This window comes from Paraburkholderia phenoliruptrix, from assembly GCF_019511605.1.
GTDB classification, from domain to species: Bacteria; Pseudomonadota; Gammaproteobacteria; order Burkholderiales; family Burkholderiaceae; genus Paraburkholderia; species Paraburkholderia phenoliruptrix_A.
The window spans coordinates 130685-143359 of sequence record NZ_JAEUAV010000010.1 but is presented as its reverse complement, the minus strand read 5'-3'; the positions used below and the strand labels follow the sequence as shown (position 1 = coordinate 143359).

7 protein-coding genes are annotated in these 12675 nt (G+C 58.9%); 1 reads left to right on the top strand and 6 read right to left on the bottom strand.

Annotated elements, in window-relative coordinates; all coding sequences use genetic code 11:
* Nucleotides 1-171 precede the first annotated feature (171 nt).
* From JNB89_RS15475 to JNB89_RS15465, 3 genes are all read right to left on the bottom strand, one after another.
* Nucleotides 172-1026, bottom strand: a complete 855-nt coding sequence (locus tag JNB89_RS15475) for a haloacid dehalogenase type II (RefSeq protein WP_223216770.1) — start codon at nt 1024-1026, stop codon at nt 172-174.
* Between the two features lie 48 nt (nt 1027-1074).
* Nucleotides 1075-2268, bottom strand: coding sequence for an MFS transporter (locus JNB89_RS15470; RefSeq protein WP_176077760.1), 1194 nt, complete (start codon nt 2266-2268; stop codon nt 1075-1077).
* Nucleotides 2269-2375: 107 nt separating this feature from the next.
* A complete protein-coding gene (locus tag JNB89_RS15465; protein ID WP_035975588.1) occupies nt 2376-3107 on the bottom strand; it encodes an SDR family oxidoreductase in 732 nt (243 codons plus the stop codon).
* Between the two features lie 121 nt (nt 3108-3228).
* Here JNB89_RS15465 and JNB89_RS15460 point away from each other — a divergent pair, with 121 nt between their 5' ends.
* The gene (locus JNB89_RS15460) at nt 3229-4140 is read left to right on the top strand and encodes a LysR family transcriptional regulator (protein ID WP_006767173.1); all 912 of its coding nucleotides are present in this window, start codon (nt 3229-3231) and stop codon (nt 4138-4140) included.
* A gap of 18 nt (nt 4141-4158) precedes the next feature.
* Here the strand turns inward: JNB89_RS15460 and JNB89_RS15455 are convergent, their stop codons facing one another.
* From JNB89_RS15455 to JNB89_RS15445, 3 genes are all read right to left on the bottom strand, one after another.
* The gene (locus JNB89_RS15455; RefSeq protein ID WP_220362792.1) at nt 4159-5181 is read right to left on the bottom strand and encodes an LLM class flavin-dependent oxidoreductase; all 1023 of its coding nucleotides are present in this window, start codon (nt 5179-5181) and stop codon (nt 4159-4161) included.
* Between the two features lie 102 nt (nt 5182-5283).
* Nucleotides 5284-6141: an oxidoreductase gene (locus tag JNB89_RS15450; protein ID WP_220362791.1), complete on the bottom strand. Its 858-nt coding sequence runs from the start codon at nt 6139-6141 to the stop codon at nt 5284-5286.
* Nucleotides 6142-7173: 1032 nt separating this feature from the next.
* Entirely contained in the window at nt 7174-12648 is a 5475-nt protein-coding gene (locus JNB89_RS15445) for an ATP-binding protein (protein WP_220362790.1), read from the bottom strand.
* Nucleotides 12649-12675: the final 27 nt, after the last annotated feature.

The window sequence follows — 12675 nt, the reverse complement described above, 5'->3', positions numbered from 1 at the left end:
ATGCAAACGGCAGTTTGTGGCCGACTTCTGCCCGCTGCGGTCGACCGAAGGCGACCCATTCCCGTCATCTGCCCAACCTCGGCCGATGTCTGCGACGTGACCGACAGCGGACGTCCGTGGGCCGCGTGATCGGCCCATCGAGGCTCGCGATCTTTACCGGGCTGATCAGTTTCAACCGCGATCGAGGAGCGACACGAGTTGCGGTAAATCGGAGGCGATAACATCGATGTATGACTCCGGCAACGTGTCGACCTTGGTCGCGGGACCGTTTTCAAAAGGACGCGGAACAAATGCCGTGAGCAGGCCGCTGCGCTTGGCCGCCATCAGGTCCCACTTGTGAGCAGACACCAGCATGATCTCGCCCGGTACAAGGCCGAGATACTCAGAAGCGAGTCGGTAGACACGCGGATCAGGCTTGAACGCGTGCACCAGTTCGCCGGTGAGGATCGCATCAAAGGGCAGTCCTTCGCGTTTGACGAGGCCTATCATTCCCGCCATCGACGCATTCGTCAGCGTTGCAACCACGAATGCCTTACGCAGCGATGTTAGTCCTGTCAGCGTATCGGACCATGGTGTCATCGTTTCCCAGACGTCGAGCAAGCGGGTCTTGTCCTCGTCGGAAAGCGTATTGCCGCTTGGGTAACGCGTAAGCAACGAAGGCAACACCTCGGCATAAACAGCGCGATTGGGTTGCCACGGCTTGCGCCCGGCGGCGATCTCGACGATAGCGTCATGTGCCGCAGCGCTCCACCGTCCCGCAAAAGTCGACCAGTCCTGAAGCCGCGGCGCGACTGCAGGGAGGTGGGCCAGTTCATGCATCATCGGATCATAGAAGTTGAAGACGGTGCCTTGCATATCGAAGACAAGGGCCTTGGGTCGAATGGTGTCGTGTGCAGTTGTCATTGCGGCTCCTGACGGTGACAGCGTGTGAGCGAGTGTGGCGGCGGAAACGAACGGCAGCGATGCGAGAAGCTGCACGAAACGCCGTCGTCCGGGTTGCAGTACATGAGGCTTCGATACGTTCATGATGTTTCTCGTTGCATGATTCGGTGTCGTCGAGTGGGGCGCTGGTGTTTAGCACCGTCCCAGCGCGTTTCGGGCAGGCGCGGCAGCCGGACGCTCCGACCATCGATACGTCGCGACAACTGCGATTCCCACCACCGCCAGAGCCACGCCGGCGTACACCGTCGTGAGGACGTTGACGCCTGCCAGCGTCAGTCCGCCGAGGAAGGACCCGCCAGAGATGCCGAGGTTGAACGTAGCGACGTTGAGCCCCGCCGCCGTACCGACCGCCTCCGGCGCCACATGTCGAGCCACGAGCACGACGGTAGCCTGCATGATGGGAGGAACGGCGAAGGCGAACGCGCCCCACACAAACAGGTTGACCAACACCAGCACAGGATGCTGTGCGGTAAGCCAGAGCGCGGCGACCGACGCGGCGATGCCGGCTAGCGCGATGTTCATGCTGAGCTTCGGGCCATATCGGTCGGAGAGGCGCCCGCCGCCGCTCGTCCCCACCACCGAGCCGAGTCCGAACACCATCAGCCCGAGAGTTACGCCCTTACTTCCGAACCCCGTGGTATGGACCAATAGCGGCGACAGGTAGGTAAAGACGGCGAACGTTGCGCCCATGCCGAGAGCGGTGATCGCATACAGCGGCATCAACGTATGGTCCTTCAGCAAAGCGAGCTGCGAGAGAATGGTGCCGGCACTGCGCTGAGCGGCAACCACGGGCAGAAGCCGCCAGAGGCCGATACTCGCCAGCGCGCCCATGGCAGCCACTACGAGAAACGGCAGCCGCCAGCTCATCAGATCGCCGAGCCACGTTCCGCCGGGGACGCCAGTCACCATCGCGACCGTCAGACCGCTTACCATGATAGCCACGGCCCTTCCTGACTTCTGCGTCGGCACTAGCGCCATGGCAACGGTTGTCCCGAGGCCGAAGAACACGCCGTGTGAGACTGCCATGACGATCCGGATCGCGAGCAGCGCCGGAAAGGATGACGAAAGTCCCGCCGCCAGATTGCACAGCGTGAACAACGTCATCAGCGCGAGCAGCAATGCGCGGCGCGGCAGGCGCGCGGTCAACGCTGACACTACAGGCGTGCCGACCGTAATGGCAAGCGCGTAGAAACTCACCAGCAGACCGGCCGTCGACACGGAGATACCGAAAGCTCTTGCAATGTCGGGCAACAAGCCGACGATGACGAATTCCGTCGTTCCGATTGCGAACGCGGCGAACGCGAGAGAAAACACTGCTGCGGGCATGATGAACTCCTCCATGAAGTCATTCGGGCTGGCTTCGCAGTGATTGGCGCGCGGACGGGTCAGAGGCCCTCTGGCCCGTTGGCGCTCAGCCACCGCAGCGCCACGCTTCAGAAGTCCTGAACGGTGGGACGAATCACGATTTCGTTGACGTCGACCGAACCAGGTTGCTCGATTGCGTAAGCGATGGCTTGCGCGATGGCGTCAGCGGGAATCGCCATCTTGTAGAAGTCGACGACAAAATTCCGGCTGTCGTCGTGGCCCGAACCGAACTTCAGTTCAGTGTCGATCGCGCCCGGTGAAATGACGGTCGTGCGGATGTTGCCGCCCACTTCGTGCCGCAGACCTTCGGAGATCGCGCGGACCGCGAACTTCGTTCCCGAATAAACCGTGCCTCCGGGGCTGAAGACCTTCAGACCCACGACCGACGCAATGTTGACGAAGTGGCCCGACTGCTGTTTTTCGAAAACCGGCAGCGCCGCGGCGACACCGTACAGGAGGCCCTTGATGTTGATGTCGATCATCCGGTCCCACTCGTCAGTCTTGCGCAGCGACAGTGGCGCGATCGCCATCAGACCCGCGTTGTTCACCATCACGTCGAGGCGGCCGTGTTGCGATACGACGTCATTGATTAGGCGGTTGACCTGCTCCTGATCCGTCACATCGACTTGATGAACCGACACTTGCCCGCCTTTCGCCACGATCTCCGCGGCAACGCGTTGAAGCTTGTCCAGGCGGCGGGCGGCCAGAGCCACAGTGGCGCCTTTGGAGGCAAGAAGTTTGGCGGTGGCTTCACCGATTCCGCTCGAAGCACCAGTAATGACGACGACTTTGTTTGCCATGATTTCTCTCCAGGAAGTTGAACTGCGTGAAGAGAAGTCTCGTCCCGACGAGCATTTTTGATTAGACTGGAATATATGGAATGTCTTTTCCACGGTCGCAAAAATCGCCACCACGCCATCCATGACCGCACTCGCCGACCTGAACGACATCGCCGTCTTTGTACGGGTAGCGCAATTCGAGAGCTTCAGCCGGGCCGCGCGTGCGCTCGGCATGCCCGTGTCGACCGTCAGCCGCAAGGTGAGCGCGCTCGAAGAAAGACTCGGCGCGACGCTGTTGCAACGCACGACCCGCAAGCTCAGCCTGACTGCGCAGGGCCGCGCCTACTTCGATCAATGCAGCGAGCCGCTGAGTCATCTGTACGACGCGGAGCGCGTGATCACTCAGACGCAGAAGAAGCCGGAGGGCGTGCTACGCATCTCCGGTCCTGTGATGCTCGAACAGGAGCCGTTTTACGCGTTCCTGTCGGCATTCTTGAAGGATTACCCGCAAATCCAGGTGGATCTGTACTTCACGAACGCGTTTATCGACCTGATCGCCGAAAACGTCGACATCGCGATCCGCTTCGGTGAATTGCAGGACTCGAGCCTCGTCGCGCAACGCGTGGGAAGAAGTGTGCGGCAGCTCGTCGTCTCGGCCGACTATGCGCGAACCCACACCCTCCCGTCGCGGCCCGAGGAATTGAGCCAGCATCCCTGCGTGCTGATCAACGCCCGCAACAACGAGACGGAGTGGCAACTGGTCAGCCGCCGCAAAGCGGTCAAGGTACACGTGAGCGGACCCGTCGCCGCGCGCGACTTTCACATCGTCCATGCATTCGCGCTTCGCGGACACGGGATCGCGCTGCTTCCGTCGAGCTATTGCGATCCGCATATTGCCAGCGGTGAGTTGGTGCATGTGCTGCCCGAATGGTCGTCACCGGAAATTTTCGTGCATGCCGTCTATCCGACGCGGCGCTTCATGCCGTCGAAGTTGAAGGCGTTCCTCGATGCACTTAAAGCGTGGGAGGGACCGCTTTGGCTTCCGTTGCGCTGAAGCTGAAGCAATCTCGCACTAACGCCAGCCGAGCGCTGGAGCTACGTGCGTGAGGATCGATTCGATCACGTGTGCGCAATACTCCACGCCGAGTTGATTCGGCACGGTCAACAGTAGCGTGTCGGCTTCCGCAATGGCCTCGTCGGCTGCGAGTTGCTTGACGAGCGTCTCCGGCTCCGCCGCATAACTGCGGCCGAAGATCGTCCGGATATTGCCGTCCAGCAGTCCGATCGTGTCGTCGCTGTTCGCGTCGCGTCCAAAGTACATGCGGTCGCGATCGTTCATCAGCGCGAAGATGCTGCGACTCACCGACACGCGCGGCTCGCGTGTGTGGCCCGCATCTTTCCACGCCTGCCGATAGGCGCGAATCTGATTCGCCTGCTGAACATGAAGCGGACGACCCGACTCGTCGTTCTTCAATGTCGAGCATTGCAGATTCATGCCCATCCCGGCTGCCCAGACCGCGGTGGCATCCGAGCCCGAGCCCCACCAGATGCGGTCGCGCAGCCCTTCGGAATGGGGCTCGACGCGTAGCAGGCCTGGCGGGTTGGCAAACATCGGTCGGGGATTTGGCTCGGCGAAACCTTCGCCGCGCAGCACTTCGTAGAACACTTCCGTGTGTCGACGGGCCAAATCGACGTGCGTCTCACCCTCGCCGGGCGCATAGCCGAAATAGCGCCAGCCGTCGATCACCTGTTCGCCGGAGCCGCGGCTGATGCCGAGTTGCAGGCGTCCGCCGGCGATGAGGTCGGCCGCGCCCGCATCCTCGGCCATGTAGAGCGGGTTCTCGTACCTCATGTCGATGACGGCTGTGCCAATTTCGATGCGGCTGGTTCTCGCGCCCACAGCCGCCAGCAACGGAAATGGCGACGCGAGCTGGCGCGCGAAATGGTGCACGCGAAAAAACGCGCCATCCGCGCCGAGTTGCTCGGCTGCAACCGCGAGGTCGATGGATTGGAGCAGGACGTCGGAAGCCGAACGCGTAAGCGAGTGTGACGAAGCAGACCAATGGCCAAACGATAGAAAACCGATTTTCTTCATGTCATTGTCGCGCGCAAGCTTGAAAAGGCGATGACCGCATCTTGTCCGAATCGGGCAGACGCCGCTCGCACGCGCGCTGTCTGCCCGTTCGTTCTTTGCGGCTCAGGCCGGGAAGTCGGTGGATGCTGAAAGCGCCTTCCAGGTTTCCGTTTCGGCCGTAACATACGCATTCTTTTCCGCGAGTGCCTTGAGCGTGTCCGTGCCGAGCGGCAAACGCAGCGGCGGCGTCTCTGCATCGACGAGCCTGATCACCGCAGTTGCCAGTTTGGCGGGATCGCCTGGCTGATTATGATTGATCTCGCCTGCGAGGTGCCGCAGTTTGCCCGACGTCTCTTCATAGTCACCGATGATCGTCTTGCCGACGACCAGCGACGACGTATCCAGGAAGTCCGTGCGGAAGAACCCGGGTTCAATCATCGTTGCGTGAATGCCGAGCGGCTTGAGTTCAGCATGCAGTGCTTCGGTGATGCCTTCCACAGCGAATTTCGTCGAGCTGTAGACGCCGACGCCTGCCGCCGCCTGATAACCGACGATCGACGACGTGTTGATCACATGCCCCGAACGCTGCTTGCGCATCACAGGCAACACGGCGCGTGTGACGTTGAGCAAGCCAAACACGTTTGTCTCGTAGATGCGGCGAACCTCGGCATCGCTCGATTCCTCGACGGCCGCGAGCAAACCGAAGCCCGCGTTGTTGACCAGCACGTCGATGCGACCGAACTTATCGACCGCGGCTTCGACGGCCGCCTTCGCCTGTGCCTCGTTTGTCACGTCGAGGACAACGGAGAGCAATGCGGGCGGCGCTCCTAGCCTCTCGGTGATCGCCGCGGCGTTGCGGCCGGTCGCGACGACAGCGTTGCCATCGTCGAGCGCGGCTTGCGCGATCAGTGCGCCCAGACCGCGCGATGCGCCGGTGACGAACCAGACGCGCTTGAATTGCTGCGTGGTCGTGATGTTCATGGTCCTTCTCCTTTCGCGATGGATGTCAAGTGCGTGGGGAAGACTGTCGGTCGGACGGGGACTTTTGATTAGACGGGCATGGGTGGAATGACTTTTCCGTCAATGGAAAAATCGCCCGAACGAACCGACATTCCCAGAGTCAGGCGGCGCGAATGTCGACCAAATTGGATATGGCACGTCCACGGCAACGCGGTGTCCGGTATGTGGGTGACAACGGCCGTGCTATTCACTGCGGCGGGTGTCTCTTGATGGCCGGTTTCGGTCCTATGCCCAAAGAGGTCGAACACGAGGCGCTGCACCAGACGATCGCCTGAGAAAAGCCCCATCAAAGCAATTCGGACTCGCCGGCTGGCATCCTGATCGGGCCGGCGCGACGTTGCGTTCGGTCTCCGGCGGTCGTCCGTAATGCCTCGAGCGTCTATGACTATCACTCGGCGTGCGAATACCGTCAACATCGCTGACGGTATTAAGCAAGCGTAGGCGCGCACCGCCCGCGGATACCGTCAAAAATACCGTCAAATCGCAGTTGCTAGGGCTTTCCGCAGGTGTGGCCGCACACTGCGAAAGTCCTTATTTTTCAATAACCTACTCGCCTGGGGCGACAAATCTAGAATCGGTTGCGCGTAATTTAACAGCCATCACAAATCATTGATTTAAAAGGGAATTCTAGAGCCCCTCACTCCCCCGGGTTAATCGCACACCACATTTTCGTTTTGCCTACGACCTAATGTTATCTCCGAAAGCACGAATTCACGAGTAAGCGTGCATCCGTTTTCAAGTGCCATCTCGGCCAAATGGACGCCCGCCATCCCGGCTCCTCGAAAGCCGGGGCGATTTAGATTGGGCTGCATTTAGTTCCACTGCAGACACATCAGCCCCCTTAGCCAACGACGGTTCCACTCGACGAATGCCTCATGCTGAAAGGCACAACGCTAGCTGCGTTTCTTCATGGTCGCTCTCCGCATACAGCCACTTCGTATTGACGACTCGACCATTCGCTTCGGTGCGAACATTGGCTCCTATCACATCTGCTTACAGGCTTCCAACCTTGCGCGCAAGTTCGAGCGCAACAGCATTCTGATCGGCAACTAGCCACTTCAAAAACTCTTTAAACGATGTGAACGCCAATTCGTTGGTACGTAGAGCTGCCCTATCTCTTTCCCATACCGTATGCAACAGCGAGGCAATGGCGCTACCGGAATCACGTCGAGGGGCAAGTCGAAGGAGCCCCTCTCTCTCCGTTGCCATATACGCCTCCGCTAGCAGATCAATCCGGACTGGGTCCGCACAATCCTGTTGCAACCAGTCCGAAAGCGCCGCCATCTGCGAAAAGGATGAGCCAGCGATTTCTCGGGTCCATCGGAGAAGTTGTGGAAGGCTGCGTATCGCCAACGGCTGGTGCCGAACGAGCCACGCTCTCCGGTTGGTGTTGTCGATGCCGATCAATGCCTGCCACGCATCATCTTCATGGGACCAGCTTTCGGCGGGCGAACGAACTGATTTTTCGAGCACGTACTCAACCATCGCGGTTCGCGTTGCTTCAAAATGTGCGCCCGCTGGATCACGGGATAACCCTGCTTCATGGAATGACTGGAGCATCATTTCGCTCCAGTGGTGCCAGTCAGCCGGTAGCCTGAGCACCGGCTCCCAGACTGACCTCGGCGATTCAGCCTCGCGCATTTGCGCGAGCACGGTGCCCACGCCATCGAGTATCCATCGCTCATACTCGTATGGATACTTCTGATCATCCCGGCCCGTATGCACCCGGCTCAGGATAAAACCCAGCGCAGACTGCCAGAAACTCACCCACTCCTGCCGTTCCTGATCATCAATCGCCTTGTCGAGACCGGGTAGCCACAGATGGGTGGCGCGGACAAGTTCAAGGTCCAGCATATGGTGCGGCAGATAGCGCTGACGGAGGGCGTCCACTTCGACATAGTCTGCCTTGCTGTCCATGTCGCTCCATGCATGGCTCCCCGCTTCCAGCGAACCTTCAATGAATCTCCCCACAAGATGGTTTGCCCACGGATCCAGACTGCGCTGAAAACTGCTCACCTGCTCTTTCGACAGTACGTTCTCGTACGCGCTGTACTGTTGCACGAACTGCATTCGTGCGCGCATGTTCGCGACGTGGAAGATGAAAGTCCGCAACTGGGCAAAGTCCTTCCGGCCAGATCCACGTTGTTCCGAGCATCGTGAAACGATGATGTTCAATGCTGTGTAGTGCGGCGCCAGAATGAAAAGCCTAGCCAGCATGTAACGATACTGCCGGTTATCTGGCGCCGCGAGCCAAAGCTGCGCAACCAGCTCTGCCGCGAAACAATCCCATGTCCAGCTTGCCACGCTATCGCGAACATCAAACTGCCGGATCTGAATCGGATTATGGATGGCGTACGCAAGCCTTTCCACGCACCACTGCTTGCGCTCAGGGTATTCGTCGAGCCAATCTCCCTGCTGTCGAAAAAGAAGAGCGATAGCGGCCATCTGCATGTCAGCCTCCTCGTTTTTCTGCTCGAGTTGCGCAGCCGACTTCAGTGGTCTTTGCTGCTCTGGTTCTTCGAACTCTCGTGAAGTAGAATTTCGTCCACCCGTAGGCAAATTGACTACCGAACGACACACGATGTTGAACCAATCGGTGATGACGCTCAATAACCGTCGCGCGACTGAGGGCACGACGGCATCTTCCTTCTCAGGTTCCTCCTCGGAAGAAAGGCTCTGGCCCACTGATAGTGCAGCCGACTCCTGGTACAAGGGGTCAAGAAGGCTCCACACATCCGTCAGTTCCTCGCGACTCAGGCGTTTCCCTTCGTCGAAGTAACGGCGTGCCTGCACCGGAAGCACCGTCATCCGCATCTTTCGCCGCTGCGCGTCTCGCTCCGGTTGCTGGGCAACGTACCGTTCATACGCTCTCAGGTTGACTACCTGCAACTGCCCATCGTCATCGCGTGAAATCTGATAGTTATCGATATCGAACGCTTCGATCATTTCCTGGAAATGCTCCTGCAAATTGCGATCCGATATGTCAGGAAATGTTGATTGCCACTTCAACCGCACTTGCGTGAGAAAGGTCCGAGAAGCTTCGTCGAAGACAAATAGTCTTACTGCCAGCGCCCCGATGTCTATCTTGCGATGAGGCAGATTGTGAAACTCCCGCGCGGCCTCAATGAACCAGCGCGGCTGCCGGAACGCAAACATAAGCAGATGCTGTCGACCATGGAAGCCATGCCTTCGGTCCCACAGATAGAGTTCAGCTACGGATAGCAGAGGGCGCAGCACCGTACCGAATAGCGACTGCTCACGCTTTCCGACATCGCAGAGCACTTGGAGGAGCGCGACGCTGCGCGTTCGCTGCAACACTGCATCCAGTTTCTCCGCGACGGGACGTCCCGCGTCCAGCTCGTTATAAAAATACTTTTCCAGGGCCATCAAGGCTGGACCAATCGCCGACGGTGGATTTTTCCCAGACCACCCGTAGACGCGATCGTCGCCGAGCAGAAGTCTGGTCTCGTTAGCCAATGTCAGTGCCGTCTTTCTCGGTGGCCGCGTGGCGTCTTCCAGGAACGCCGACATGGCCCCAAGATCAGCCTCCGCGGGCTGAGAGCGGTATTCCTGAGCGGCAAGCTGTGTGTAGTACATCCAGCGCTCACTGGCGAAATCGACCAGGCGTGCAATCGTCTCTAACCCCTCGCTAAAATCACATTGCAGAAGTGACAAAAATGGACCCTGCGTGAAAAGCGGGATGCTCCAGTCATCTCCATGATGCAGGTCGAGATCATGACTATGATGGACATGGTTGTGCCAGTCGAAACGTCGGCGTTTCTTCAGCATCACAGCCAGAATGATTTCACGCGCGACGGCAGGTCGAATCCGCATTAGCGGGATGAGCGCTCCCTCATCAAGTATTGCGTCCCGGAAATCGTCATCGACGCGTCCATGGGGACCGTCCGGCCATGGCTCTTCGGGAGCTGCCGTGGGATCGTACCGGGGATCGAACGTAATGCCGAAGGGAAGCATTTCGTCCCCCACATCATCGTTGTCCTCTTCGCTGCCATCGCGCATCGCAGCTTTCAATGCGAACCTGGCGACTTCATCAGGGTAATGAGCAGCGCCCGCAAGCGCTGTGCGATACAGCAGCTTCCTTCTGGCAACATGCACGGTCCGGTCGCGCCATCCACGATGCGCGACCTCGCCGAGAAGCAGACCGATCGTTGCCATTTCCTTGCGAAATGGGAAGTCCTCAGGCGTATGCCTGAACCAGAGGTCTGCAATTTTCGCGACTTCCTCGGCTGCGCATGCCACGACGTCGTTCCTGTTCCTGAATAGGAATCCAAGCATCGGTGGCCAATCCCCCCACGTGGGCGAACGCAGGCGCGATGCAAGGCGAGGATTCAACGGCTGCCCATCAGTTTCGTATCGAACGTCAGGGACGGTGGCGGATGCTAAAAATCTGCCCAGAAGTCTTCGCAGGTCAGCACCGTTTTCCGCGAGCAGGTCCGCCTTCAGCCTGTCGAGTATTTCAGAGGGGTCAGCTGAAAATATGGCGGCTTCCAGCAGCAGATCGTTCGCGATCGTATTGTCTTCCGCGTTCAGGACCCGTCTGACCGAGCGCCAACGATCCACGTCGTTGCCATTTTCGAGAAGATATGTGCCATACAGACGGATCGCTCGGTGCCAGAGCGGCGAGTTGATTCTTGTCCCAATAAAACGGGGAAAGTCATCGGCATGCGAAACAAGTATCCGTAACCTTCCCCAATCGCCGAACAGATCGTGCGCGAACCTGATTCTCCCCTCGGGAGTCGTCTGGCACACACCATCCAGTCTTAGGGCCTCATAGGGCGTCAATTCAGCTACTTCAAATGCATCAAGCGGGAGGGCCGAGCGGAGCTCATTCGCTTCCTTCTCCGCAAGCATCATCGCGAACCGCTCACGTGCGTGCGGGGTATCGCCACTGCGCACATAACTGTCCCAGTACCAGGCGGCAACGTCCGCTTCCCCAACCCATCCGGACGTTTCGACGTTATTGCCCGCCGATATCCGTGTTGCAAGCAGATCCAGTATTTTCAGATTGCCCCATAGCGATTGAAGCTTCTTCCTTGACTTCAGGCGCGCGGTTCCAGGAATGGCATCCCAGACCGGACGAAGAGCATCTGCCGACCAGGTTTCTACGTTGATGCACGGCCAATCACTCACCGGGAGCCCGGCGTCCGTCAGGCTGTTCCTCAATCGCGGCCAGTCATGTGTCTGGCACGTGACAATCGTCTTCCACGGAGTCGCCGCCTCATCAACTTGCACAAACCGCACCAATGTCGCAACCAGCCGCATCGCGCCTGGCACATACAAACGATCGAACCCATCGAGGACAATCAGGCGTGTGTGGCTTGATACCGACCGAAACAACTCTTCAAGCGTATGGGCCAACCCCAAGTCTGACTGAAACGCTGCGAAGTCAGGTTTGTCGAATGATGACGGATTGAACCACAGGACCGCTTCGCCGCTGCTCTCAAGTGTCTCAGCAAAGGCCTTCACTGCAGCAGACTTGCCGACACCCGAATCCCCGGTCAAAACAGCTCCATTATAATCGTCCAGTGCTTCCCGCAGCGCGGACCGAAGGTCGGTATCTTGGAGCCGAATTTCTTTACCGATGGTATCCCTAACGAGTGCCATATTCGCATTCGTGAGCGAACGCAGACGGTTCCAGTCATCGCGGTAATCGGGAAGCTCGAGAATCCCGAACCGGGCGGGAAGCCGCTTTAACAGGGTCTGCCTGTCGATCCCTTTAGCTGTGGTCCGGTAGTCGGCCGTTATTCCGAGAATGCTATGCCACATGGCCTGCGCGTCCTCGTATCGTCCACTCCGCAATATCCGTCGGCATGCTTCAACGGCACGCTTTTCGGATTCCGACACCTGCGCATCAAAGTCGAACTGAAGGAAGCGCAGACGGTTCAACAACCTCCCGGTGTCGGTGCCTGTGGCCCCCTTGCGATTTGCCAGGTCAACCGGACAGTGAAAACTGCCGAACAACGACCGCCTGGCATCGCTAGCCCAGCCCTCTTGCGCGTACCTTCCGGGAAGCAGGTCACTGGACGTCGCATTGGCCGTGGTCAACACGAACTCCAACGATGCGCGAAATTCAACGTCGAGAGGCGTCGTCACAAGACCCATGTAGTCACGTAGCCGATCGAAGATTCTGGAGCCTTCGTGCAGATACTGGGCCCAGACTGTTTCAACAAAATCGGAAGGCGCGCTGACCGTGCCGAATTGGGTATTGCTTTTGATGGACCACGCGAAGCGATGCGGACCGTTCTGTCCGTGCGTCGTCAGAAGCAAGTCATCCAGAAACCATCCGTCTGGCCGCGTCTGAAAGTCAATTCTGGTCGCCGCTCCCAGAATCGGTTCAAGCGGGGCTTCACCGCAAAGCATCTGAACGACGAACCAGGCGCAAACCTTATCTTCGAACAGAAACCCACCGCCACTCGTGCTCTTCGGAGGCGCCACGTTTTTCGTCATGGAATATCCTGGGTTATTTCAGTGCAG

What these genes read in the sequence shown, in the direction of transcription:
- JNB89_RS15460 (WP_006767173.1), top strand. Translation starts at nt 3,229, where the DNA reads ATGACCGCACTCGCCGACCTGAACGACATCGCCGTCTTTGTACGGGTA.
- JNB89_RS15450 (WP_220362791.1), bottom strand. Translation starts at nt 6,141, where the DNA reads ATGAACATCACGACCACGCAGCAATTCAAGCGCGTCTGGTTCGTCACC.
- JNB89_RS15455 (WP_220362792.1), bottom strand. Translation starts at nt 5,181, where the DNA reads ATGAAGAAAATCGGTTTTCTATCGTTTGGCCATTGGTCTGCTTCGTCA.
- JNB89_RS15475 (WP_223216770.1), bottom strand. Translation starts at nt 1,026, where the DNA reads ATGAACGTATCGAAGCCTCATGTACTGCAACCCGGACGACGGCGTTTC.
- JNB89_RS15465 (WP_035975588.1), bottom strand. Translation starts at nt 3,107, where the DNA reads ATGGCAAACAAAGTCGTCGTCATTACTGGTGCTTCGAGCGGAATCGGT.
- JNB89_RS15445 (WP_220362790.1), bottom strand. Translation starts at nt 12,648, where the DNA reads ATGACGAAAAACGTGGCGCCTCCGAAGAGCACGAGTGGCGGTGGGTTT.
- JNB89_RS15470 (WP_176077760.1), bottom strand. Translation starts at nt 2,268, where the DNA reads ATGCCCGCAGCAGTGTTTTCTCTCGCGTTCGCCGCGTTCGCAATCGGA.